This is a genomic window from Sphingomonas sp. NPDC092440 (genome assembly GCF_044754985.1).
Classification (GTDB): domain Bacteria; phylum Pseudomonadota; class Alphaproteobacteria; order Sphingomonadales; family Sphingomonadaceae; genus Sphingomonas.
Window position 1 is genome coordinate 39022 of the sequence record NZ_JBIVQA010000015.1, and the last position, 24107, is coordinate 63128.

Genomic DNA, 24107 nt, shown 5'->3' on the forward strand with positions numbered 1-24107 from the left:
CTTGGCACGTGTCCTGATCGTCGAAGCGCGCTTCTACGCCCATCTGAACGACCTGCTGCTCGAAGGCGCGCGCGCCGCGATCGAGGCGGCCGGGCACCAGCACGAGACCGTGACGGTGCCGGGCGCGCTGGAGATCCCGGGCGCGGTGGCGATGGCCGCCGAGACCGGCCGTTACGACGCGTTCGTCGCGCTCGGCGTGGTGATCCGCGGCGAGACCTATCATTTCGAGATCGTCTCGAACGAAAGCGCGCGCGGCCTGATGGCGCTGGCGATGGACGGGATCCCGATCGGCAACGGCATCCTCACCGTCGAGAACGAGGCCCAGGCGCTCACGCGCGCGAAGCCCGACGAGAAGGACAAGGGCGGGGAAGCCGCCAAGGCCGCGCTGGCGATGCTGGCGCTCAAGAGCCGGTTCGGCTGACGGCCATGGACATGCCCCCCTCCCGCTACCGCGTAGTGGAGCAGGGGCGCCGGCTGGTCGTGATCGACACGCTGGCGGGGGAACCGGTCCGCCCGGTCACTTCGCCGCTGCCGGAAATGCCGGGCGGCGAGCGCCGCAGGCGGCAGGCGCCGCGCCCCGTGCCGCGCTCGATGTCCTCCGACCGGCCCGAGCCGGGCAGCCGCGCGGACGGGGAGGGGCTGCGCTTCGTCACTGCCCGCTGGTTCGACAATGATGCCCCGCGCTCGATCCGGATCGACCGGGACGGCCAGGCCCAGCTCGGCATGGCGCTGCTCGTGCTGGTGGTCGTCGCCGGCTTCTGCCTCACTGTCATCGGCTGGCCGGCGGTGATCGTGCTGGGTATCCTGCTGTTCAATCCCAAGGCGCGTGGCGGCTTCCGCACCGCCGCCACGACCTGGATCACCGCGCTGGACCGGAAGGGCGGCTAGGCCGCTGCCGGATAGTCGGTATAGCCGTCGGCCCCGCCGATATAGAACAGGTCCTCGCGCTGCGGATTGAGCGGCAGCCCCTCGCGCAGCCGCCGCGGCAGGTCCGGATTGGCGAGGAAGGTGCGGCCAAAGGCGATCGCATCGGCCTCGCCCGCGTCGAGCGCCGTCTGGGCGTCGTCGCGAAGATAGTCGGCGTTGAGCACCAGCGGGCCCTTGAACGCCTTGCGCATCACCGGATGGACCGGCGGATGATCGGGCAGCCCGCGCGTGCCGCCCGCCCGCGGCTCGCGCAGCTCGAGAAAGGCGATGCCGATCGCGTCGAGCGCCGCCGCCGCTGCTTCGAACAGGGCATGCGGGCTGCTGTCGTTGACGCCCTGCACCTCGCCATTGGGGGAGAGCCGCACGCCGGTGCGCGCGCCGCCGATCGTGTCGACCACCCGCTGCGTCACTTCGCGCAGCAGCCGCACCCGGTTCGGGATGGTGCCGCCATAGCCGTCGTCGCGGAAGTTGGAATTGTCGCGCAGGAACTGGTCGATCAGATAGCCGTTCGCGGCGTGGATCTGCACCCCGTCGAAGCCGGCGCGGATCGCGTTGCGGGCGGCATGGGCATAATCGTCGAGGATGCCGGGGATCTCGTCGGTGCGCAGCGGCCGCGCTTCGCCATAGGGGCGCCGGATCTCGCCGCTATCCTCCGCCGGATAGGTGCGGACGGTGCCCGGCGCGGTGGTGGCGGAGGCCGAGACGGGCCGGGCGCCGTCCAGGAAATCGGAATGGACCAGCCGGCCCATGTGCCAGAGCTGCGCGACGATGCGCCCGCCGGCTTCGTGCACCGCTTCCACGATCGGCTTCCACGCATCGGTCTGCGCGTCGCTCCACAGGCCGGGGGCATAGGCCCAGCCCAGGCCCTGCTGGCTGATGCCGGTCGCCTCGGAGATGATCAGCCCGGCGCTTGCCCGCTGGGCGTAGTAATCGGCCATGATCGGCGTCGGCACGTGCGCGCGGGTGGCGCGGCCGCGCGTCAGCGGCGCCATCAGCATGCGGTTCGGCGCGTGGATCGCGCCCAGCTGGATCGGATCGAACAGGCTTGGCATCGTCGCAAATTCCCTAACGGCTGTGACGCCGGCCAAATAGGTGGCTAAGGGGGCGCATGCATCGTCCCGGGTCCCCAAGAAAAGCTACCGCACCGCAAACCGCCTCTGCGTTGCCGATCGCGGCGCTGCTCGCCGGCAACATCGCGCTCGCCTTCGGGCCCTGGTTCGTGCGGCTGGCCGATGTCGGGCCGGTGGCGGCGGGCTTCTGGCGCATCGCGCTGGCCGCGCCGATCCTGGTGGCGCTGGCCTTTGCCGGGCAGCGGCGCCCCTTCGCCCCGGCGCGCGGGCTGTGGCCGGCGATCGCCCTGGGCGGCATCGCCTTCGCGGCGGACCTGGCGAGCTGGCATGTCGGCATCCTCCAGACCACGCTCGCCAATGCGACGCTGTTCGGCAACTCGGCGACGCTGATGTATCCGATCTACGGCTTCCTCGTCGCGCGGATGTGGCCGACGCGGACCCAGGGCCTCGCGCTGGCGCTCGCCGCGGCGGGGGCGGGGCTGCTGCTCGGCCGTTCCTTCCAGCTCTCGCCCAAGCACCTGGCCGGCGACCTGCTCTGCCTGCTCGCCGGCACGCTCTACACCGTCTATTTCGTGCTGATGGGCAAGGCGCGCGAGGTGGTGGCGCCGCTCCCCGCGCTCGCCCTTTCCACCCTTGCCAGCCTGTTGCCGCTGCTGGTCGCCGCGCTGGTCGCGGGCGAGCAGTTCTGGCCCCAGCATTGGGGGATATTGATCGGCCTGGCGCTTGCCAGCCAGGTGGTCGGCCAGGGGCTGATCATCTACGCCATCGGCCATCTCTCGCCGCTCGTAGTGGGGATTGCGCTGCTCAGCCAGCCGATCGTCGCCGGCGCCGTCGGCTGGATCGCCTATGGCGAGCGGCTCGGCCCGGCCGAGCTGAGCGGCGCGGTGCTGGTCGCGATCGCCCTGGTGCTGGTGCGCAGCGGCGGCCCGCGGGTTGCGTCGGAAGCCGGGGAGGCTAAACCGGCATGATGGACCTGAAGGACGCGACTCTCGACGAACTGCGTGCCGCGCTCGCGCCCGAGGTGGCGGCCAATGCGGCGTTCGACGGCTGGAACAACCGCGCGCTCGACGCCGCGGCGGACGGCCTGGGCGTCGACCGCGACGTCGCCCGGCTCGCCTTCACCGACGGGCCGGTGGCGATGATCGATGCCTGGTTCGCCGCGATCGATGCCGCGATGCTCGCCCGCTTCACGCCGGAGCAGCTGGGCGGCATGAAGATCCGCGCCCGCATCACCGCGCTGGTCGAGGCCCGGCTGGCGCTCGCCGCACCGCACCGCGAGGCGCTGCGCCGTGCGCTCGCCATCCTCGCCATGCCGCAGAACGCCGCGCGCGGGGCCCGGCTCGGCTGGCGCGCCGCGGACGCGATGTGGCGCGCCGCCGGCGACACGGCGACCGACTACAACCATTATTCCAAGCGCATGACGCTGGGCACCGTCTATGCCGCGACCATCGCGGTGTTCCTGGACGACGAGAGCGAAGGCCATGCCGAGACGCGCGCCTTCCTCGCCCGCCGGATCGAGAACATCATGCAGTTCGAGCGTGCCAAGGCGAAATGGCTGACTCCGCCCGAGCATCGCTTCAGCCTTTCCCGCTTCATCGGCCGGCTGCGCTACCCGGCGGTTTGATTCAGGGGGACGGACCAGGACATATCCTACTGGCGTACCCTCGTCGCAATTGATAATGACTCGCAGCATGAATGCCCCCGCTGCGATTCCCGTGCCCGTACCGCTTGCCAGCCTGCCCCGCCACAAGCCCGCGGCCGTCGCCACGATCGACTGGAGCAAGCTGAGCGAGCCCGAGGGCCGGCGCCTGCGCGAGCTGGGGCTGGACGAAGGCGTCGAGGTCGAGCTGCTCCACAAGTCGGGCCTGCTGGGCGGCGGGCCGATCGCCTGCCGGATCGGCCGCATGATCGTAGCGCTCCGCCGCCACGTCGCCTCGGCGATCCACGTCAGTCCCGGCGCATGAACGCCGCGCCGCTGGTTGCGCTGGTCGGCAATCCCAATGCCGGCAAGAGCGCCCTGTTCAACGCGCTGACCGGCGCGCGGCAGAAGGTGGGCAATTATCCGGGCGTCACGGTGGAGCGCCATGCCGGCCGCCTGGCGCTGCCCGATGGCCGCCCGGTCGAGCTGCTCGACCTGCCCGGCACCTACAGCCTCGACCCGTCCTCGCCCGACGAGGCGGTGACTCGCGACGTGCTGTTCGGCAAGCAGCAGGGCGAGAAGCTGCCCGACGCGATCATCGTGGTGGTCGACGCCACCAATCTCGACAATCACCTGCGCTTCACGCTCCAGCTGATCGCGCTGGGCCTGCCGGTGGTGGTCGCGCTCAACATGGTCGACATGGCCGAGCGTGACGGCCTGATCCTCGATGCCGAAGCGCTGGAGCGCGAGCTCGGCGTGCCGGTGGTTCCCACCGTCGCGGTGCGCAAGCGCGGGATCGACACGCTCAAGGAGCGATTGGGCGAGGCGGTCAAGGGCACGCACCGGCTGCGCGAGGGCGCCGGCGTCCAGCACGACATCGTCGTCCTCCAGCGCCGCGCCCGCCAGATCGCCACCGCCGTTACCGTGTCGGAAACGGCGGCGCGCCGCTGGACCCACCGGATCGACGCGATCGTGCTCCACCCCGTCGCCGGACCGATCATCCTGCTCGCGCTGATGTTCGTCATGTTCCAGTCGGTCTTCGCCTGGGCCGAGGCGCCGATGGGCTGGATCGAGGCGGGCATGGCCTGGGTCGAGGGCATGGTCGCTGGCGCGCTGCCCGACGGGTTCCTGCGCGACTTTCTGGTCCAGGGCCTGATCGCCGGCGTCGGTGCCGTCGTGGTCTTCCTGCCGCAGATCCTGATCCTGTTCGCCTTCATCCTGGTGCTGGAGGCGACCGGCTACATGGTCCGTGCCGCGATGCTGATGGACCGGGTGATGGCCGGTGTCGGCCTGTCCGGCCGCGCCTTCATTCCCCTGCTCTCCAGCTTCGCCTGCGCGGTGCCCGGCATCATGGCGACGCGGACGATCGCCGACGAGAAGGACCGGCTCACCACTATCCTGATCGCGCCGCTGATGACCTGCTCGGCGCGCCTGCCGGTCTATGCGATCATCATCGGCGCGCTGATTCCCGATCGCGCGGTGCTGCCCGGCATCGGGCTGCAGGGGCTGGTGCTGTTCGGGCTCTACATCCTCGGCATCGCCGGCGCCTTCTGCGCGGCGCTGCTGCTCCGCCGCACGGTGACGAAGGGCGCGACCTCCGGTTTCATGATGGAGATGCCCAAATACCAGCTGCCCCGCCTGCGCGACATCGCGCTCGGCCTGTGGCAGCGCGCGGAGATCTTCCTGAAGCGTGCCGGCACCACCATCGCCGCCACCGTCGCCATCCTCTGGGTGCTCGCCACCTTTCCCCAGGCGCCGGCGGGCGTGAAGCAGAGCGAATATTCGATCGCCGGCCGCATCGCGAGCGGGATCGAAGTGGTGGTGAAGCCGGTCGGGTTCAATCACGACATCTCGCTGGCGCTGCTTCCCGCGATGGCGGCGCGCGAGGCGGCCGTGGCGGCGATCGGCACCGTCTATGCGGTCGACAATCCCGAGGATGCCAAGGGCGAGGCGACGATCACCGACAATCTGCGCAAGCGCTGGAGCCTGCCGACCGCGCTCGCCTTCCTGATGTGGTTCGTGTTCGCACCGCAATGCATCTCGACGATCGCCGTGACCCGGCGCGAGACCAATGGCTGGAAATGGCCGCTGTTCATGATCGGCTATCTCTTCACGCTCGCCTATGTCGCGGCGGGGCTCACCTATTGGAGCGCGGTGGCGCTGGGGCTCTAGGTTGAGGACTCATATTCCTCCTTCGTCACCCCGGCCTTGAGCCTGGGTCCCGCTGTCTCGCTAGCGCAAGAAGCAGCGGGATCTCGGCGCAAGGCCGGGATGACGGTAGAAAATCTAGTATTTGCTTGGGTTCTCAACCTAGCGGACGCTACCCAAATGGGTGCCCGGCGAAGGCCGGGGCCCAGTCTCCGGCGCATCCGGCCGGGCTGCCGAACCGCGCGAGCGACGTTGCCACCGGGGCTCGGCCTTCGCCGGGAAACGGCGTCTTGCAATGCAGGGATTGTGCATGTTCCCTGCTTGCTCCGGAGGGAGCAGGTGGGTCCCGCGAAATGCTGTGGGAGGGGCGTCGCAGAGCCTGGCCGGCAGCCGAAAACCTAAACTTCCGCAGGGCCGCTAGTCGCGCCTGGCGTCGTCCAGCGCCTTCGCGATCCGTGCCTTCTCGGCGGCCTCGGCCTGCTTCTCGGCCTTGGTGCGGCCGAAGCGCGCGCGATTTTCCTGTGCACGGATCGGCTTCTCGGTCCTTGCCCTGGCCTTGCGCGCCTTGTTGAAGTTGATGATCTCGGCCATATCCTCACCCGAGCATTTACAGATTTCGAAGCGGAGTTTCCATGGCGGGCAGCGTCAACAAAGTGATCCTGGTGGGCAATCTCGGGCGCGATCCCGAGAGCCGCAGCTTCCAGAATGGCGGCAAGGTCGTCGAACTGCGCATCGCTACGTCCGAAAGCTGGAAGGACCGCAACTCGGGCGAGCGCAAGGAAAAGACCGAGTGGCACACGGTCAAGGTCTTCAACGAAGGCCTGGCGAATGTCGCCGAGCGCTATCTGCGCAAGGGCAGCAAGGTCTATATCGAAGGCGCGCTGACCACCCGTAAGTGGCAGGACGCCCAGGGCCAGGACCGGTATTCGACCGAGATCGTGCTCCAGGGCTTCAACTCGGTGCTCACCATGCTGGACGGCGCGCCCGGCGGCGGCGGCGGTAGTGGCGGCGGTGGCGCCCGCTCCTCGGGTGGCGACGATTGGGGCGCCGGTGGCGGCGACGAATTTGCCGGTCAGTCGTCCAGCCGGGGCGGCGGCAATTTCAACAGCGGCGGCCAGCGTTCGGGCGGCGGCGGAAACAATAGCTTCGGTGGCGGTTTCCCCGATGATCTGGACGACGACGTCCCGTTCTAAGAAACACCCAGCGCGAGTTTGTCGCGTCTTATAGGCCAAGCCATGGGGGGAGCGCGTGAAAGCGTGCTCCCCCCGTAGCGATCTACCAGGCTGCGCTCCTCGGAAACGCCGCCTTGGACAGAAGGTTGAAGGCAATCCCGAACGCTGCGGTGCGTTGGTTGTTGCGCCGTCCGTCGGGAGAGACCGGGCTCGGGGCTCGATTGGCGCACCGGAATGGATGGCGGCGCGGAAGGTGTTGCTGCCACGGCCAAAAATGCTTCAGGTGCAACTCCATATACGAAGCGCAGCGGTTCCCTTGGCGATCGAGCCCGGGCCCGAGACTATTCGGATCGTAGTCGTAAAATCGCCCTCCCCGCCCGACGCGCACGGGGCCGGCAGTTCGTAGTAATAATAGCTTCCTTGCGAAGGGTTCATCACAAAGGTGCCGGACGGAGAGCCGGGGCGTGAGAAGCTATACGCGAGGGTTGTAGCGGCAGTGCAACTGCCCGATTTATCGATCCAGATCAGGAAAGGATTGCTCGGGAACTCCCAATCATGGGAGAAACCGCCGTCGCGCACAGCGAATGTGCAATCCCCGCCTGCAACCGGCACGCTCGTGGTAACGTTTGTCCGATTTCCGGCAGGGTCATAGGAATAAGTTGAAGTTACGCCGCTGGCCGCGCCTCCGCTATGAGTCACGCCGACCAGATGCCCCAGTGCATCATATGAATATCTCGTGGTTTCCTGAGCGCTTGAAGGCGATGCTATCATTGCCCCTGCAATTGCGAGAAACGAAATCACGGAGGCACTTCTATCGGCGCGCATTTCCAACCCTTCGATGATACCAAATATGAGACAGAAACCGCGCGCGTGTTACGGCAGTATGAAACACTTCTGAAAACTGCGCCAAATCCGGCACCGTCGAATCTCTCTCCGGCCGATAGGGCTTGAGGAACGGATGTTCCCCACTTGCTCCCTGGATTCACGAGATGATTCAGCGGGGCGAAGCAAGCGCGGCCAGCGCATCGGCGCACGCCGATTCAGAACGCGGCTTGCGGGTGGGATCCTGAAGCCCGGGATTCCTGGCACCTTCCAGCGCAACTGCGCAGTGCTGTTCCGCGAAGCGCTCGGTGACCCGAGCATCGGGGCATGCCGTTCCATTGCTCGGATATGGACCAATTGACTACCGGTTTGACGTATTCCCGTAACCGTCCGGCGCTTCATTGTTCATATCGGCCATGGGCAACGGGGCGGGGCATGTATCTGCGTTTGCTGGTTTCCTCGGGCGCCCTTGCCATAGGCTTCGTTTCGCTGCCGGCGCGGAGGACCAGGCCATGGTCGCGGTGCAGGGCGCGCATTTCCACGATTGGCGGTTCGCTGAGAGGCGGGAGATGCAGCGGCGCGTGACGCTGCGTCCTGCTTCGGCAGGCTGCGCGAGTTTCAAATGGCTATGGGCAAGAAGGGTATCATGACCGAGCATATCGTTGCGCTCCGGGCGGCAGGGACGCGCCTTTTCCGAATGCTTGGGACGGTGCGGCGCTCGATCCTGCGGCTCGGGCTTCCCGTGTCGGCGCTGGTGCTGGTGCCGTTGGCGGCCAGTGCGCAGGACAATTCCGCGCAGAACCAGACCGTGATCAATCCACAGCCGGATATCAACGGCGTCGATGTCGCGACCGCGCAATACTCGGTCGCCTCGCCCCTCGGTTTCAATGCGCCTGGAGCGGGGCATTTGCAGGTGCGATCCGTCTTCAACGGGCGGCGCTTCACCACCAACCTCGAAACCTATCTGACCGACGATACGCTGACGGAACCCGATAGCGGCAACCCCAACAGCCGCCAGATCCGCGTGCATTTCGAAGGCATGGACAAGATGTTCGTCTGCACGGCCCTCGGGCTGTGCCAGCAGGTCGGGAAGGTGGACGGTTCGCGGCTTACGCGCACTGCGGACAAATCCTATGGCCTGCAGACGCGCGACGGCACGGTCGTCAGCTTCTTTCCGATGTCCGTCGAACCCATTCCGGTCTGCATGGGCGGCGGCGCCAGCTGCAATGGCGCGAACTATCGAGGCTTCGCTTACGCTTCCTCGATCCTCTATGCGAATGGCGAGAAGCTTACTTTCGCGGGCAATCCGATTGTGTCGGGCAGCACGATGGTCAGCACGATCACGAGCAATCTCGGTTACACCGTCGACGCCGTCTATCCCTGCACTTCCTGTACTTCCAGCGCTTCGCCGACAGGCAGTGCCTGGGTGCTCTATGGCGGCCTCGCCAACGCTACGTCTTATGTCCTGAGGAAGAACGGGATCGAACTCGACCGGGTGAGCTTCAGCCGCGTCCACACGAATTTTCCGGCAAATCAGGTAGGGCAGCTGGCAGCGCAGCAGGACTGGAAGGCGACGGACAAGATCGGCCGCACCTTCAAGGTCACGCTGCAGGCGAGGAACATCATGACCTGCCAGCTCGGCTCGGACGGCTGGGGAATAAGCAACGGACATGACAAGACGACTTTGAATCCCGTCCGGGTGATCACGCCCAGCGGCGTCGAAACCGGCATCACCTACAAGAATATCACGCAGTTCAGCGCGTCGCGCATTGTACCGGTCTCGTCGATCACGCGGGGAGGCCGGACCTGGCTATACAATTTCGTGGACACGAATGACGGCGGCGGCACGCTGACCACGACCGACCCGCTGGGCAATAGTCAGACGCGGATTGCGGTCGGCAATCCGGTGCCCTGGGTCACCGGCTGGGGTTCCATTGACTCCGCCTGCTTCGTCTCGACCACGGGTTCGGACGTGGTCCAGAACAAAGACGAGTTCAACCAGCAGACGAACTTCGCCTATCAGTCGCAGGGAACGCTCAGCGCCACCACTCTCCCTGAGGGCAACGCCCGCCAGTATCAACATGACAGCCGCGGCAACCTGATCCGCGTCACCAGCGTCGCCAAGCCCGGCTCGGGGCTCGCGGCGATTGTCCTCTATCAGGCCGACTATGACGCGACCTGTTCGGTGCCAGTGAAATGCAACAAGCCGAATTGGACGCGGGATGCGAATGGCGGCGAGACCCATTTCGAATATGATCCGGCGCATGGCGGCGAGACCAGGGTCACCATGCCGCCCGACAGCGCCGGCGTGCGACCGGAGCGGCGATCGACCTACGAGGCCATCAATGTGGGGGACGGCACCCTCTATCGTCTTGTCCAGGCGTCGGAATGCAGGACTCTGGCATCATGCGCCGGCAGCTCGGACGAGGTGCGGCACAGCTTCACCTATGTCGGAAACACCTTCCTTCGCGCGACGGAGACCGTGACCTCGGATGGCCTGTCGCTGGCGACCAGCTATACCTATGACGATGCCGGCCATCTCGTGACCGTGACCGGTCCCGGCGGAGGTACGACGACGTTCCTCTACGATGCCGTCGGGCGAAAGATCGGAACGATCAGTACCGATCCGGATGGAGCGGGACCGCTTCCCCGGATTGCAAAGCGAATCAACTATAATGATGACGATCAGGTCACCAAGGTCGAGGATGGCACCGCAACCGACGTGACCGCGGGCGCGCTTGCCGCGATGACGGTCACTCAGGTCACCGATACGATCTATAATTCCTACGGCGAGAAGATCGTCGAGACCCTATCGTCGGGCGGTACCGCCTATCAGCTGAGGCAGTATAGCTATGACGGTGCGGCGCGCCTCGAATGCGCCGCCATGCGGATGAACCCGGCCGCGTTCGGCGCGTTGCCGGCCAGCGCTTGTGTGCTGGGCACCGAAGGCAGCGAGGGGCCGGATCGGATCACCCGCAAATTCTATGACGCCGCGGGACGTTTGCAGCAGATCCGCAAGGCCGTCGGAACGAGCGTCGAGCAGGCCTATGTGACGTACAGCTTCTCGCCCAACGGCAAGGAGCAATATGTCGTCGATGCGAACGGCAATCGCGCGCAACTGGTCTATGACGGGTTCGACCGGCACTTGCAGTGGCGCTTCCCATCTTCGGGCGCCGTTTCGGGCTTCAATCCGGCCACTGCCGCCACGGCGCTGGCGAGCGCCGGCGCGGTGAGCGGCGCAGACTATGAAGAATATGGCTATGACGCGAGGGGCAACCGCACGCGCCTGCGCAAGCGCGACGGGCGCACCTTCACCTACGCCTATGATGCGCTGAACCGGATAACCTCGAAGATCGTGCCGGAAGCTTGCGTGTCAGGCTATGCCTGCACCAATGTGCCGCCCTCGCTGACGCGCGATGTCTATTATAGTTACGATCTGCGTGGCCTGCAGACGGCGGCAAGGTTTGACGGCCCTTCGGGCAGCGATGCCGTAATTAACGGCTATGACGGGCTTGGGCGGATCATCTCGACGACCACCGCAATGGGCGGCGTAAGCCGAACGCTGACTTTCCAATTCAGTGCAGATGGCAATCGAACGCGCGTTACGCATCCCGACGGCGCATATTTCGCCATGGATTACGACGGATTGGACCGGATGAGCGCGGCACGATGGTGGACCGGCGCCACAGGTACCGTGCCTTTCATGGGCATCGGCTACGATGCCCAGGGACGGCGCGCCAATACCAACCGCGCGAGCAGCATGACGGGCTATGGCTATGATGCGATTTCCCGCCTTGCCAGCCAGACGCAGGGGTTTGCCGGCGGCGCCGGGAATATGACCGCTACCTTCGGGTATAATGCGGCGAGCCAGATCGTCAGGTTCGGCCGCAGCAACTCGGACTATGCGTACAACGCTTATGCATCCACCAGCCGCACCTATGTCCCGAATGGCCTCAACCAATATGCCGCGGTAGGCGGCAACGGCTATGGTTATGACGCCAATGGCAACCTGACTTGGGACGGCGGCATCGCCTACACCTATGATGCCGAGAACCGGCTAGTGAGCGCTTCGACCGGTGCGAACCTGGTCTATGATCCCTTGGGGCGTCTCTACCAGACGTCGGGTGGCAGCGCCGGCGTCACGCAGTTCCTGTACGACGGCAACAACCTCGTCGCCGAGTATAGTGGCAGCGGGGCATTGCTGCGCCGCTACATGTTCGGTCCCGCCGAGGACGAGCCCATCCTGTGGGACGAGGGCGGCGCGATGAACTGTTCGGCAACCAAGGTCTTCCATGCCGATCACCTGGGCTCGATCATCGCGACCGCCGATTGCTGGGGCAACCGCACGGGGATCAACAGCTACGATGAATATGGCTTGCCGGGCAGCGGCAACGCTGGTCGCTTCCAGTATACCGGCCAGGCTTGGATACCCGAGCTGGGCATGTACTATTACAAGGCGCGTATCTACTCGCCGATGCTTGGGCGATTCATGCAGACGGATCCGATCGGGTATTTCGATCAGATGAACTTGTATGCCTATTCCTCAAACGATCCCATTAACGCTTCTGATCCTTCAGGTCTCTGCGGCCCGGCGTGCATCGGGCTTCTGGTGGAGATGCTGAATCAGGCAACCAGCGATTCCGACCGGGCGGCTTGGGGCGCCGCCTATGAGCAAGCGAAGAATGGGCACGTCCTGGGTGCGCTGGGCTCGGTAAAGACCCAGGTCGCCAGGCTCGGTATCTCTGCGCTGAGTGGCGGCCTGGCCGGGAGGGTCGGGACCGCCATTATCCGGACGCAGGAGCTGAAGACCGCGGTAGTGATGACGACGGCCGTTGGTGGGGCGCTCGGCGTTGGCCAGCGTACCGTTGAGAATGCAATGGCGGGCCGTCCACTGGATGACGGCTTGGTCAGGGCGGGTATTGTAAATGCGGCGACGGCTGGATTGGGCACCTATTTGGGAATGACTCGGGCGGATTTCCTGGTTCCCATCGGCCCGGGCCGGCGCAACGAGTTGGCCGGCGCCATTGGCGACCAGGTTGGTGCGGCGGGGCAGGCCGCCTTCACCGCTGCCACTTCCGATGTGGCCTCATCGGCTTTCGGTGACGCCCATATCGTCGTCAATGGAAGGAAATGTCCCAAGCCGACGCTTTTAAATGGCTTCGGCGCCTGGGATGGCTGTTCCGATTAGGATATTGAGATGAAGCTGAACAGCATTGTTGGAACGATTTCTTTATCGATACCGTCAATTGTTCCATATGGAATACTGGTATATATTCTTCAGGCGGTATATTTCGTGAGAAATGGCAGCCTGTCAGTTCACATTTCGATGTGGGCGTGTTTGATAGTAGCTTTCTTGATGATTAACTACTTAAGATATAGGCGGATGATAGATAGTGCTCCCGTTATTGGTGGTGTGATGACATCGGTAGGTGTATTATTTGTCTTAATGTCCGTATTGAGTTTTGTGCACGTCGTTGCCGCTGTTGTGATATGATCGAACCAGACGCATGAGGCATGATATATATTTCATGATCGATGCCGAGGGGGTTGAGGTCATATCGAGTTGGGCGCGGCACTTGTTCATTTGATGAATATAATGAATAGCTGAACCATAATAGATTTATGTTGCTGTTATTACGGTTGCAACTTGCCGTCTCTTTCCGTTTCGCCAAGGGAAGCCGGAGAATGCCGCGCCGGGGCATGTGAGAACCGAAGAGTGTACGGTTTCATCGGCAAGATCATATGCTTCAAAATTTATCCTGGTAAATCATAATATTATATGGAATGCATTGCGCGCTAGGGAGCAGGTTCCGTTCTGATCGATGAGGGAATTGCCATGCGCGGCGCGGTGACAGGATTGGCCTTGCTGGCAGCGGCCTGTGGCGGGCCGAGGACGACCAACGATCCCGCCGCGCAGAACGTGATCGAGGCGACCTCGAAGGGCGTGCCCGCCAAGGTCGCCGCCGGCACCTGCAACGACAAGCCCGATTTCGTCCCGGTCTACAAGGAAGCCAAGATCATCAGCTGCACCAGCGGTGACGTGGCGGTGACGGGCAAGCGCAGCGGCACGGTGATCTACACCGATTTCGCCGCGCCCCCGGCGATCCTCGCCTGGTCGAAGGAGCAGGCCATCGCCTCGGGCCTGACGCCCGGCATCGAGGACGGCAAGTCGTTCAGCGCGGCGGAAGGCGACCGGCGCACGCTGCGGGTGATGGCGGAGCCGGGCACGGCCGTGACCAACGTCACCGTCAACTGGGGCGTGCGGCGCTAAGCCCGGGAATTCAGGCCTCGACGATCTCGGCGATGCCGAATCGGCCGGCCTGATAGTCGAGAAAGGCCTGGCGGATTTCGGCCTCGCTGTTCATCACGAAGGGCCCGTGCGCCACGATCGGCTCGTCGATCGGCGCGGCGTGGCCGAACAGGAACAGCGCCGGCTCGGAAGCGGTGATGGTCACTGCGGCGCCCGGAGTCAGCTCGGCGAGATGGAAATGCGCAATCGGGGTGCCTTCCACGTGGAACATGCCCCGCACGGCATAGAGGAGCACATCGCGCCCCTCGAGGCCGGAGAAGGTGATGCTGCCGCCGGCTGCGATCTCGACCCAGCTCAGGAACACGTCGGTCAGCGAATCGACCGTGCCCCTCGCGTCGCCGAATGCGCCGGAGATCAGATGGACGGTGGCGCCGCTGCCGGTGGTGACCGCAGGGATCGCCTCGGCCTGCGCGCCGACATAGCGCGGGGCGGTCATCTTGAGCCGGGCGGGCAGGTTCACCCAGAGCTGGAGGATTTCCATCGGCCCGCCGTCGCGCTTGAAGTCCGCCGGTGAGACCTCGGCATGAACGATGCCGCTGCCGGCGGTCATCCACTGGATGCCCCCGGCGCGGATGATGCTCGCATGGCCGGCGCTGTCGGTATGCGCCAGCGCGCCCGCCAGGATGAAAGTCACTGTCTCGAAGCCGCGATGCGGATGCGGGCCGAAGGGCAGGCCGCGATTGCTCGGCGGATAGGCTTGCGGCCCGTGATGGTTGAGGAACAGGAAGGCGCCGACATGCCCGATCGCCGGGCCGGGAACCGGGCGCCGCGTGACGAGGTCGCCGATGTCGTCGCGAAAGGCCGGATGCACCCGCTTCACCGTTCGCATCGCATCGCATCACCTCACCTCACCTTCTCAGCAGGAACACCGCATGTTCGGCGAACAGATTGGCCATCGCCGATCCGCAGCTTTGGTCGCCCGAGAGGAACCAGCTGCCTTCCAGCGTGATTCCCCGGCCCTGCACGAACGCACGGAAATCGTCGACAGTCACATGGTGGATGTTGGGCGTGGCATACCATTCGACCGGCAGCAGCCGCGTCACCGGCATCCGCCCGCCGAACAGCAGCGAGGCGCGCACCCGCCAATGGGCGAAATTGGGGAAGGAGACGAAGGCGTGCCTGCCGATACGCAGCAGATTCTCCAGCACCATGTCCGGGTGGCGGGTGGTCTGCAGCGTCTGGCTGAGAATGGCATAGTCGAAGCTGTTGTCGGGATAGTCGGCCAGGTCGGTATCGGCGTCGCCCTGCACTACCGAGAGCCCGCGGCCCACCGCCGCCGCCACGTCGCCGGCATCGAGCTCGAGCCCGCGCGCATCGACCTGGCGCGTGTCGCGCAGCGCCGCCATCAGCGCGCCGTCGCCGCAGCCGATGTCGAGCACGCGGCTGCCGGCCGCCACGTTCGCCGCGATGATCGCCAGGTCCGGGCGCAGGGTCATCGCGTATAGAGGTCCGTGTCGTGCCGCTCCATGCAGCGCTCGGGATGCGGGATCTGCGTCCAGCCGAGCTTGGCGTAGAGCGGCTGCATGTCGCGAGTGAAGAGCAGCCAGCGCCGCAGGCCCGCCAGCTCGGGATGCGCCTGCACCGCTTCGAGCATCTGCGTCGCCACGCCCCGGCCCCGGTGCGCGGGCAGCACGAACACGTCCGCCAGATAGGCGAAGGTGGCCTGATCGGTGATCAGCCTGGCAAAGCCCACCTGCTCGTCCTGGCCCGCCTCGTCCTTGGCGAAGGCGCCGGCGCAGAAGGAGTTGCGGATCGAGTTCTCGACGATGTGCCGCGGGATGCCCCTGGCCCAATAGGATCCGCTCAGGAAAGCATGGATCAGGTCGAGATCCAGCTCCGTCTTGTCGAACGAGATGCGATAGTCGCTCATGCCGTCCCCGCCTCGAGGAAGCCGCGCACCACCCGGTCGAGCTCGGGGCTCTCGAGCAGGAAGGCGTCATGGCCGAAGGGTGATCGCAGCTCGACGAAGCTCGCCCGCGCGCCCGCTGCGTTGAGCGCGTGGACGATGGTGCGCGATTCGCTCGTCGGATAGAGCCAGTCGGTGTCGAAGCTGACCACGCAGAAGCGCGCGCCGCTGCCCCGGAAGGCGTTGGCGAGCAGCCCGCCATGCTCCTCGGCCAGGTCGAAATAGTCGAGCGCCCGGGTGATGTAGAGATAGGAATTGGCGTCGAACCGGTCGACGAACGCCAGGCCCTGGTGGCGCAGATAGCTCTCCACCTGGAAGTCCGCGTCGAAGCCGAAGGTCTTGGCGCCATCCGGCTTCTCCGGGCGGCTCTGCAGCTTGCGCCCGAACTTGGCGGTGAGCCCGGCCTCGGAAAGATAGGTGATGTGCGCCGCCATCCGCGCCACCGCCAGCCCGGCGGCGGGAGGATCATTGTCGGCATAATAGTCGCCGCCGCGCCATTTGGGATCGGCCATCACGGCCTGGCGGCCGACTTCGTGGAAGGCGATGTTCTGCGCGGAGTGCCGCGCGGCGCTGGCGATGACCACGGCCGAGGCGACGCGCTCGGGATAGGTCGCCGCCCAGCTCAGCGCCTGCATGCCGCCCATCGAGCCGCCCACCACGGCGAACAGCTTCCCCACGCCGAGATGGTCGAGCAGCATCGCCTGGGCGCGGACCATGTCGCGGATGGTGATGACCGGGAAGCCCATCCCCCAGGGCTTGCCCGTGGCGGGATTGACCGTCGCCGGCCCCGAGCTGCCCAGGCAGCTGCCCAGCACGTTCGAGCAGACGACGAAATAGCGATCGGTGTCGATCGGCTTGCCCGGCCCCACCATGCGCGCCCACCAGCCGGGCTTGCCGGTGCGCGGATGGGTGGAGGCGACATGCTGGTCGCCGGTCAGCGCATGGCACACCAGGATCGCGTTGCCGCCATCGGCGGCGAGGGTGCCATAGGTCTCGTAGCCGATGTCGAGCGGCGACAGCAGCCCGCCGCCGTCGAGGCGCAACGGCCCCGGCAGCGTCACCGAACGGCCAGTGCCATAACGCGGATCGTCGGACATTCCGCGGTCGTTAGGAGGCTGCGCGCCGCGGTTCAAGCGGCCTTGGCATCGATCCGCGTGCCGAGGACGGCGGCGGCCGCCATCCGTCCGGTCTGCGCAGCGCCGTTCATATAGCCCGGAAAGGCATCGGAGAGATGCTCGCCCGCGAACCAGATCCGTCCCGCATGGGGCACCTGGTCGTTGCCCTCGCCTTCGATGTACAGCAGCTTCGAGAAGCGGGTGAGCTGGCCGGGGGCATAGTTGCAATAGGCGCCGAGGGTGAGTGGCTGGGCATGCCAGTTGGTGCGGGTGAACGGGCCGGTGGCGGCCTCGACCAGCCCGGGGATCGCGGCGGCGGCGCTGGCGGCGAAGCGCGCGGCGAGCGCGGACGGCGCCTCGCTCGCGGCGCGCAGCACTTCGCCGCCGCCGAGGAACCAGGTCCAGACCGGCGACAGCCCGTCCTTGCGATGGACGCTGCCGTCCCAGCCCAGCGCCCAGCCGGCCCGCGGATCGGTTTGCCACAGCTCGCCGCCCACGCCCATCGGCCGGCGCCACGGCGTCGCGTTGGTGCCGGACTGGACCTTCTCGTTGAAGCCCAGCTCCATCTCGCCGATGAAGGCGCGCCAGGCGGCGGGAAGCGGCACGCGGAAATCGATCTGGCGAGTGAGCGGCCCCGGCACCGCGACGATCAGCGTATCGGCATCCGCGGCCGAGCCGTCGAGGAAATGCAGCTTCAGCCCGGGCTCGACCCGGTGCAGGCGCTTGCCCGTGGCGATCCGATCGGCATGGACCGCGCTGATCGCCTCGACCAGCGCCGAGCTGCCGCCCTCGATCACATAGCGTTCGTCGGCGCCGCCCAGCACTTCGGCGCGCCGGCCGTCCACTGTCGGCAGGTTGAAGATCAGCTCGATCGCCGAGGCGCGGTTCGGCTCGACGCCATATTCGGTGCGGCTGGTCGCCTCGAGCAGCTGGCGGACCCAGGGCGCGCGGATCTGCGCCGCGTGCCGTTCGAGATAGTCGTGGATCGACAGGCGATCGAGGCCGGGGGCGACGCGGGCATGGTCCCGGTCGAGCCGATCGGCGTCCCGGCCGATCTGCGCCGCGATCGGACGCAGTGCCGTGGCCAGCTCCGCGTCGCTCACGAGCCGGCCGTCGGCGAGGATCAGCGTGTCGTGCGGCTCGCTCTTGCGGTCGAGCAGCGCCACGCCGTAGCGCTTGAGCAGCGCGTGCATGTCATAGTGATCGGTGTTGACCAGCTGGCCGCCTGCCTCGAACGCCCATTCGCCCGATCGGTGGGTGTGCATTCGCCCGCCGGTGCGGGTGCGGCCTTCGTACAGGAATGCATCGACGCCCGCCTTGCGCAGATGGTGGAGCGCGCTGAGGCCGGCGATGCCGCCGCCGATGATCGCCACGCGGCCCGGCGCGCGCGCCGCGGCGGGGCGGGGCAGGGCGCCGGCCATGCCGGCCGCGGCCATCGCCCGCAGCACCGCGCGCCGCGTCGCGCCGCTCGCGCCCTTGACCGGCATCGCCTCGCCGGCCGCTTCCAGATTGCGTCGCCGCGCCGCTTCCAGCGCGCGCCAGACGATGCCGTTCCCCCGCATTGCCCCTCCCCGGCTCCCTTTAACCATGAAGCCCTAGAGCCTGACCCTTGCCATCCGGTAACCATTCCGCCAAGCCGCGCGGCCATGACCGCACACTCCGACAGCCCCCGGCCCAAGCCCTGGATCATGGAAATCGCCCCCTATGTGCCGGGGCGCTCCACCACCGATGACGGCCGCAAGGTCTCGAAGCTCTCGTCCAACGAGAATCCGCTCGGCACGTCGCAAAAGGCGCGCGATGCGTTCCTGACCGCGGCGACCAGCCTCGAGCGCTATCCCGATGCCAGCGCCGTCGAGCTGCGCGAGACGATCGCGGCGAAATACGACCTCGATCCCGCTCGCATCATCTACGGCAACGGCTCGGACGAGGTGCTCCACCTGGCCGCCGGCGCCTTTGCCGGCCCGGGCGACGAGATCATCTATGTCCATTACGGCTTCACCGTGTACCCGATCGCCACGCGCCGCGTCGGCGCGACGCCGGTGGTGGCGCCGGACAAGGACTATGCGACCGATGTCGACGCCATCCTCGCCTCGGTGACCGAGCGCACGAAGATCGTCTTCGTCGCCAACCCCAACAACCCGACCGGCACCTATGCGCCGCGTTCGGAGATATTGCGCCTCCATGCCGGGCTGCCCAGCCATGTGCTGCTGGTGCTCGACCATGCCTATGCCGAATATATCGAAGGCGATGACGACGATGGCGGCATGGAGCTGGCCCGCACCGCGCCCAACGTGCTGGTGACGCGCACCTTCTCCAAGATGTACGGCCTCGCCGCCGAGCGGATCGGCTGGGGCTATGCCTCCGCGCCGATCATCGAGGCGATGCACCGCATCCGCCTGCCCTTCTCGATCACCATCGCGGGCACCGCGGCGGCGGTCGCGGCGCTGGGCGATACCGATTTCGTCGCCCACACCAAGGCGCACAATGCCGAGTGGCGCCGCTGGTTCGCCGACGAGATCGCCAAGCTCGGCAACAAGGGCCTGCGCGCCGTGCCGAGCCAGGCCAATTTCGTCCTCGTGCTGTTCGAGGGCCATCTCACCGCCGAGGCGGCGTACAAGGGGCTGATGGACGCCGGCTATATCGTCCGCTGGCTGCCCGGCCAGGGGCTCCCGCACGGCCTGCGCATCACCATCGGCACCGAGGACGAGACGCGCGGCGTGATCGCGGCGCTGCGGGCAATGGCGGGCGAGGGCTGATGCTGCCCGCGCCTGTGGAAGACGGGCGGCAACAGCCGCCCTTTGCCCGGGTGACGATCATCGGCCTGGGCCTGATCGGCTCGTCGATCGCGCGCGCAGTGAAGCAGCACATGCCGAGCGTGCGCGTGACCGGCTTCGACGCCGATCCGGCGGTGCGCGAGACTGCCCAGCGCATCGCGCTGTGCGACGACGTTGCCGACACCGCCGGCACATCGGTGATCGATGCCGATCTCGTCATCCTCTGCGTTCCCGTCGGCGCGATGGGCGCGGCGGCGGCCGACATCGCCGCGGACCTGCCCGCCGACGCGATCGTCAGCGATGTCGGCTCGTGCAAGGAAAGCGTGGTCGAGGCGGTGCGCGCCGCGCTGGCGGAGACGACCTTCGTTCCCGCGCATCCGGTGGCGGGCACCGAGAATAGCGGGCCCGAGGCCGGCTTCGCCTCGCTGTTCCATGGCCGCTGGTGCATCGTCACGCCGGTGGAGGGCACCGCGCCCTTCGCCGTCGAGCGCGTCCGCGAATTCTGGCGCCGCCTGGGTGCCGAGGTCGAGACGATGGCGCCCGATCATCACGATCGCGTGCTGGCGGTGACCAGCCATTTGCCGCACCTGATCGCCTATACGATCGTCGGCACCGCGTCGGACATGGAGGAAGTCACCCAGTCCGAGGTGATCAAATATTCGGCCGGCGGCTTTCGCGACTTCACGCGCATCGCCGCCTCGGATCCGACCATGTGGCGCGACGTGTTCCTGGCGAACAAGGAAGCGGTGCTCGACATGCTCCAGCGCTTCTCGGAGGATCTGACGGCGCTCCAGCGCGCGATCCGCTGGGGCAAGGGCGACGAGCTGTTCGAGCTGTTCAGCCGCACCCGCGCGATCCGGCGCTCGATCATCGAGCAGGGCCAGGACGACGCGGCGCCCGATTTCGGCCGCACGCACGACTAGGCCGGGGACCGATACTCCCTCTCTCGTCATCCCGGCGAAGGCGGGGATCCAGGATAGTGCGGGATATCGACGCCATCGCACCATCGCTCTCCGGAGAGCGGCAGGACTATCGCTCGCGCCCGGCGCCTGGCCCTGGGGCCTGCCTCCGGGTTCCTACAGGGCGACCGGGACGGCCCGCCGAAAGGTCGCGAAAGCCCCTACCCGCGGGACGGTTCGCGGCGTGCAAATTTCCCTATTTTCCCGAGGATGCGGGGCATCTCGCAACTTCCTTGCGCGCGAGGGGTCCTATTTCTCCAACAGGTCGAAAGAGCGGCCGGGCGCCAATCCGGCCGCGGGAACAGGCCATGGGAAATCCTACATTGCAAGCCGTGGCCGGCGCCGGCCGGTAGCGCTCAGCCGTTCAGCGCATTGATCCCCGCATGCACCCGCGCCTCGGCCTCGGCGCGGGGCAGGCCCGGCGGGATCATCGGCTCGAACCGGAAGGTGACGACGCCCGGCTTCTTGATCCCGTGCTTGGGCCAGACATGGCCGCTCTTCACTGCGATCGGCACCACGGGCAGGTCGAGCATCCGGTAGAGCCCGGCAAAGCCCGAGCGCAGCGCGGGCTTCTCGCCCGGCTTCACCCGCGTCCCCTCCGGAAAGATCATCACCGACCGGCCCTGCTGCAACGCCGCCTGCGCGTCCTTCATCATCGCGCGCAGCGCCGAGGCATTGGCGGTGCGGTTGACGATGATGACGCCATAGCGCCGCGCCGCCCAGCCCCAGAGCGGGATCCGCGCCAGCTCGCGCTTCATCACCGTGGCGGGCGAGCCCAGCAGCCGGCTCAGCTCCAATGCCTCGAACAGCGATTCGTGCTTGCCCGCGAACAGCACCGGCCCCTTGGGAATCTCGCCCTCGATCTTCACCCGGATCCCCAGGATCCAGCGCGCCGACCAGCGCATCAGCGCCACCCAGCCCATCGCATAGCTGCGCAGCGAATCGCCGCCCAGCAGCGCGACCAGGGGCACGAGCAGCACCATCGGCACCGACAGGCCGTAGAAGAAGATCGAGAAGGCGAGCGTGCGGAGCAGGTTCATCAGCTGGCGCCGAGCAGCAGCGCGATCCGCCGCACGAGATATTTGTGATATTCGCGGAACAGCATCGCGAAGCCCGGCTGGCTGCGCACCGGATCGCCGATCACCTCGACGCCCTTCAGGGCATGGGCCAGCTCGAGCCGCGCGCGCGGCATGTGCCAGTCCGAGGTCACCAGCCGCACCGTCCGGTACTGGTGCTCCTTCACCCATTCCGCGGTCTCCTCCGCGTTGGAGCGGGTGTCGACCGCCTGCCAGCCCAGGTCGACGCAGCAGCGCATCAGCTTCCGGTCGATCTTGTATTCCGCCGCGAACTCGCCGGGGCGCACATCGGGATCGACGCCGCTGACCAGCATCCGCTTCGCATCGCCGGCGCGCAGCACCTCGAGCCCGCGATCGATCCGCTTTGATCCGCCGGTCAGCACCACGATCGCGTCGGTCTTGCGGTTCTCCAGCGGATGGCCGAGCGACAGCATGAACGCCGCGAAGCCGAGCAGCCAGGCGATCACCACCAGGGCGATGAGGCGCAGGATCACAGCGTGCGGCCCAGCGCGCGCAGCACGGTGCTCCGCGCCGCGAAGGTGGCGAGCAGCGCAAAGCCCAGCGGCAGCAGCAGGAGCAGGAACCAGTCGCGCTGCTGCAACGCCACGCCGCTCAGCATCTCCGAGCCCACCAGCGCCATGCGCGACTGGAGGAACCAGACGAGCCCCAGCGCCGCCGCGGTGCCGAGCAGGCCGCCGAACAGCGTGTCGAACGCGATCCGCCGCTGGAACAGGCGGGCAATCTGGACATCGGTGGAGCCGAGCATGTGCAGCACATCGATGGTGTCGCGGTGCGTGTCCAGCCCCGAACGCGCGGCGAGCAGCACGACGGCGGCGGTGGCGGTGGCGATCAGCAGCATCAGCCCCACTGCGAGCCAGCTCATCGTGGTCATGAAGCCGCGCACCGGCGAGAGCCATTGCGCGTGCCGGTCGATCCGGGCGGCGGGGGCGATGGCGCGGGCGGTGCGCTCGACCATGGCCAGGCTGCTGCCATGCACTTCGACATCGATCATCGCCGGCATCGGCAGATCGGGATCGAGCCCGGTGTCGCCCAGCCAGGGCTTGAGCAGCTCGGCGAGCCGCTGGCGATCGACTTCGGCCGCGCGCACCACGCCCGGGATCCTGGCCACCGCCGCGCGGATCGCCGCCGCCTCGCCGTCGCGCGTCGCCGCATTGGGCTCGACGATCTGGATGGTGAGCCGCCCCGCGAGCTGGCGGTCGAGCTGTGCGGTGGCGGCGAACATGCCCAGCCCCAGCGCGCCGGCGAGCACGGTCAGGAACAGCATGATCGCCATGATCCAGGTCATGGCGCGCGTGCGCCGGCTCTCGTCGAGCAGGCGGCGATCGGGCGCATTGGGGTTGAGGCTCAGCTTCATCCGCGCCCCGGCGGGTTGCGCAACGCGCCGGTCGGGTCGTTGAGCCGGCCCTTTTCGAGCCGCATCATGTGCGCGTTGGGAATGCGGTTGAGCAGGTGGAAGTCGTGCGTCGCGACCACCACGGTGGTGCCCAGGCGGTTGAGGCTGTCGAACAGATGCAGCAGCCGCTCGGCCATGTCGGGATCGACATTTCCGGTCGGCTCGTCGGCGACGAGCAACTCGGGGCGGCCGATCACCGCGCGGGCGATGGCGATGCGCTGCTGCTCGCCGCCGGAGAGCGTCGGCGGCCGGGCGCGGCCGCGATCGGTCAGCCCCACCCAGGCGAGCATCTCGCGCACCGGCGCCTCGATATCGCCTTCGGACACGCCCGCCACCCTTAGCGGAAGCGCGATATTGTCATAGGCGGAGAGATGGGGGACGAGCCGGAAGTCCTGGAACACCACGCCGATCCGCCGGCGAAAGCCGGGCAAGCGGGCGCGGGGCAGGGCGCCCGCGTCCTCGCCGAACAGGCGCACCGTGCCGCGGCTCGGGCGCTGGGCCAGGTACAGGAGCTTGAGCAGCGAGGTCTTGCCTGCGCCGGAGGGGCCGGTGAGGAAATAGAAGGCGCCGGTGTTCAGCGTGAAGCTGATGTCCGAGAGAGTCTCGTCGCCCGAACCATAGCGCAGGCCGACATTCTCGAATTGGACGATGCTGGCCATCTGGCTCCCGGCGCTTCCCTCGCGCCTGCCATCGCACAGCCGCTGGCGGGTCACAAGAAGCTGGGGATACTCGGGCCGGGGACTCTTGTGGGCGCGAATCGATGGGTCTAGAATCG

At 66.9% G+C, this 24107-nt stretch carries 24 protein-coding genes; 12 read left to right on the forward strand and 12 right to left on the reverse strand.

Annotated elements, in window-relative coordinates; translation table 11 throughout:
• Position 1 precedes the first annotated feature (1 nt).
• Positions 2 to 421, forward strand: coding sequence for a 6,7-dimethyl-8-ribityllumazine synthase (gene ribH, locus ACIQCS_RS20315; RefSeq protein ID WP_280281314.1), 420 nt, complete (start codon positions 2 to 4; stop codon positions 419 to 421).
• Positions 422 to 426: 5 nt separating this feature from the next.
• Positions 427 to 888, forward strand: a complete 462-nt coding sequence (locus ACIQCS_RS20320) for a hypothetical protein (protein ID WP_345849441.1) — start codon at positions 427 to 429, stop codon at positions 886 to 888.
• On the opposite strand, the gene ACIQCS_RS20325 is transcribed toward ACIQCS_RS20320, so the two are convergent.
• Complete coding sequence (locus tag ACIQCS_RS20325; protein ID WP_345849440.1) at positions 885 to 1979, reverse strand: alkene reductase; 1095 nt, start codon at positions 1977 to 1979, stop codon at positions 885 to 887. The two genes, ACIQCS_RS20320 and ACIQCS_RS20325, sit on opposite strands and share 4 nt — an antisense overlap.
• A 56-nt stretch (positions 1980 to 2035) precedes the next feature.
• Between ACIQCS_RS20325 and ACIQCS_RS20330 the strand changes: the two genes are divergently transcribed.
• The 4 genes from ACIQCS_RS20330 (at position 2036) to ACIQCS_RS20345 (ending at position 5808) form a co-directional block, all read left to right on the forward strand.
• Positions 2036 to 2965: a DMT family transporter gene (locus ACIQCS_RS20330; RefSeq protein ID WP_345849439.1), complete on the forward strand. Its 930-nt coding sequence runs from the start codon at positions 2036 to 2038 to the stop codon at positions 2963 to 2965.
• Complete coding sequence (locus ACIQCS_RS20335) at positions 2965 to 3621, forward strand: COQ9 family protein (RefSeq protein WP_345849438.1); 657 nt, start codon at positions 2965 to 2967, stop codon at positions 3619 to 3621. Before ACIQCS_RS20330 ends, ACIQCS_RS20335 begins: the two co-directional genes overlap by 1 nt.
• 67 nt (positions 3622 to 3688) lie before the next feature.
• On the forward strand, positions 3689 to 3961 hold the full coding sequence (locus ACIQCS_RS20340; protein ID WP_086127725.1) for a FeoA family protein: 273 nt from the start codon (positions 3689 to 3691) through the stop codon (positions 3959 to 3961).
• The gene (locus tag ACIQCS_RS20345) at positions 3958 to 5808 is read left to right on the forward strand and encodes a ferrous iron transporter B (RefSeq protein WP_345849437.1); all 1851 of its coding nucleotides are present in this window, start codon (positions 3958 to 3960) and stop codon (positions 5806 to 5808) included. The genes ACIQCS_RS20340 and ACIQCS_RS20345 overlap by 4 nt, the downstream gene beginning before the upstream one ends.
• Before the next feature lie 393 nt (positions 5809 to 6201).
• Here the strand turns inward: ACIQCS_RS20345 and ACIQCS_RS20350 are convergent, their stop codons facing one another.
• Positions 6202 to 6375: a DUF4169 family protein gene (locus ACIQCS_RS20350; RefSeq protein WP_345849436.1), complete on the reverse strand. Its 174-nt coding sequence runs from the start codon at positions 6373 to 6375 to the stop codon at positions 6202 to 6204.
• A gap of 41 nt (positions 6376 to 6416) precedes the next feature.
• Between ACIQCS_RS20350 and ssb the strand changes: the two genes are divergently transcribed.
• Positions 6417 to 6977, forward strand: a complete 561-nt coding sequence (ssb, locus tag ACIQCS_RS20355) for a single-stranded DNA-binding protein (RefSeq protein WP_345849435.1) — start codon at positions 6417 to 6419, stop codon at positions 6975 to 6977.
• A gap of 258 nt (positions 6978 to 7235) precedes the next feature.
• Here ssb and ACIQCS_RS20360 read toward each other — a convergent pair whose 3' ends face one another.
• On the reverse strand, positions 7236 to 7781 hold the full coding sequence (locus tag ACIQCS_RS20360; protein ID WP_401531587.1) for an RHS repeat domain-containing protein: 546 nt from the start codon (positions 7779 to 7781) through the stop codon (positions 7236 to 7238).
• Between the two features lie 643 nt (positions 7782 to 8424).
• Between ACIQCS_RS20360 and ACIQCS_RS20365 the strand changes: the two genes are divergently transcribed.
• The 3 genes from ACIQCS_RS20365 to ACIQCS_RS20375 all read left to right on the forward strand — a co-directional run bounded on the left by ACIQCS_RS20365 (position 8425) and on the right by ACIQCS_RS20375 (position 14049).
• Positions 8425 to 12966: an RHS repeat-associated core domain-containing protein gene (locus tag ACIQCS_RS20365; RefSeq protein ID WP_345849434.1), complete on the forward strand. Its 4542-nt coding sequence runs from the start codon at positions 8425 to 8427 to the stop codon at positions 12964 to 12966.
• Positions 12967 to 12975: 9 nt separating this feature from the next.
• Positions 12976 to 13272 (forward strand): hypothetical protein, encoded by a 297-nt coding sequence (locus ACIQCS_RS20370; protein ID WP_345849433.1) that lies wholly within the window; start codon positions 12976 to 12978, stop codon positions 13270 to 13272.
• Positions 13273 to 13614: 342 nt separating this feature from the next.
• Positions 13615 to 14049 carry a hypothetical protein gene (locus tag ACIQCS_RS20375; protein ID WP_401531589.1) on the forward strand — a complete coding sequence of 145 codons (435 nt, stop codon included), beginning with the start codon at positions 13615 to 13617 and terminating at the stop codon, positions 14047 to 14049.
• A gap of 10 nt (positions 14050 to 14059) precedes the next feature.
• Here ACIQCS_RS20375 and ACIQCS_RS20380 read toward each other — a convergent pair whose 3' ends face one another.
• The 5 genes from ACIQCS_RS20380 to ACIQCS_RS20400 are packed head-to-tail and all read right to left on the reverse strand — an operon-like array spanning position 14060 to position 18671.
• Positions 14060 to 14917 (reverse strand): pirin family protein, encoded by an 858-nt coding sequence (locus tag ACIQCS_RS20380; RefSeq protein WP_345849431.1) that lies wholly within the window; start codon positions 14915 to 14917, stop codon positions 14060 to 14062.
• A 19-nt stretch (positions 14918 to 14936) separates the two neighbouring features.
• Positions 14937 to 15524, reverse strand: a complete 588-nt coding sequence (gene metW / locus ACIQCS_RS20385) for a methionine biosynthesis protein MetW (protein ID WP_345849430.1) — start codon at positions 15522 to 15524, stop codon at positions 14937 to 14939.
• Positions 15521 to 15958 (reverse strand): GNAT family N-acetyltransferase, encoded by a 438-nt coding sequence (locus ACIQCS_RS20390; protein WP_345849429.1) that lies wholly within the window; start codon positions 15956 to 15958, stop codon positions 15521 to 15523. The genes metW and ACIQCS_RS20390 overlap by 4 nt, the downstream gene beginning before the upstream one ends.
• On the reverse strand, positions 15955 to 17091 hold the full coding sequence (locus tag ACIQCS_RS20395) for a homoserine O-acetyltransferase (protein ID WP_345849428.1): 1137 nt from the start codon (positions 17089 to 17091) through the stop codon (positions 15955 to 15957). Before ACIQCS_RS20395 ends, ACIQCS_RS20390 begins: the two co-directional genes overlap by 4 nt.
• 32 nt (positions 17092 to 17123) lie before the next feature.
• The gene (locus ACIQCS_RS20400) at positions 17124 to 18671 is read right to left on the reverse strand and encodes an NAD(P)/FAD-dependent oxidoreductase (RefSeq protein ID WP_345849427.1); all 1548 of its coding nucleotides are present in this window, start codon (positions 18669 to 18671) and stop codon (positions 17124 to 17126) included.
• A gap of 84 nt (positions 18672 to 18755) precedes the next feature.
• Between ACIQCS_RS20400 and hisC the strand changes: the two genes are divergently transcribed.
• Together hisC and ACIQCS_RS20410 are read left to right on the forward strand one after the other, a co-directional pair.
• Positions 18756 to 19865 (forward strand): histidinol-phosphate transaminase, encoded by a 1110-nt coding sequence (gene hisC, locus ACIQCS_RS20405; protein ID WP_345849426.1) that lies wholly within the window; start codon positions 18756 to 18758, stop codon positions 19863 to 19865.
• Positions 19865 to 20806, forward strand: coding sequence for a prephenate/arogenate dehydrogenase family protein (locus tag ACIQCS_RS20410; protein ID WP_345849425.1), 942 nt, complete (start codon positions 19865 to 19867; stop codon positions 20804 to 20806). The genes hisC and ACIQCS_RS20410 overlap by 1 nt, the downstream gene beginning before the upstream one ends.
• Before the next feature lie 392 nt (positions 20807 to 21198).
• Here ACIQCS_RS20410 and ACIQCS_RS20415 read toward each other — a convergent pair whose 3' ends face one another.
• The 4 genes from ACIQCS_RS20415 to ftsE are packed head-to-tail and all read right to left on the reverse strand — an operon-like array spanning position 21199 to position 23991.
• Positions 21199 to 21882, reverse strand: a complete 684-nt coding sequence (locus tag ACIQCS_RS20415; RefSeq protein WP_345849424.1) for a lysophospholipid acyltransferase family protein — start codon at positions 21880 to 21882, stop codon at positions 21199 to 21201.
• Positions 21882 to 22412, reverse strand: coding sequence for a YdcF family protein (locus ACIQCS_RS20420; RefSeq protein WP_345849423.1), 531 nt, complete (start codon positions 22410 to 22412; stop codon positions 21882 to 21884). Before ACIQCS_RS20420 ends, ACIQCS_RS20415 begins: the two co-directional genes overlap by 1 nt.
• On the reverse strand, positions 22409 to 23293 hold the full coding sequence (locus tag ACIQCS_RS20425) for an FtsX-like permease family protein (protein WP_345849422.1): 885 nt from the start codon (positions 23291 to 23293) through the stop codon (positions 22409 to 22411). The genes ACIQCS_RS20420 and ACIQCS_RS20425 overlap by 4 nt, the downstream gene beginning before the upstream one ends.
• Positions 23290 to 23991, reverse strand: a complete 702-nt coding sequence (ftsE, locus tag ACIQCS_RS20430; RefSeq protein WP_345849421.1) for a cell division ATP-binding protein FtsE — start codon at positions 23989 to 23991, stop codon at positions 23290 to 23292. Before ftsE ends, ACIQCS_RS20425 begins: the two co-directional genes overlap by 4 nt.
• Between the last annotated feature and the right edge of the window lie 116 nt (positions 23992 to 24107).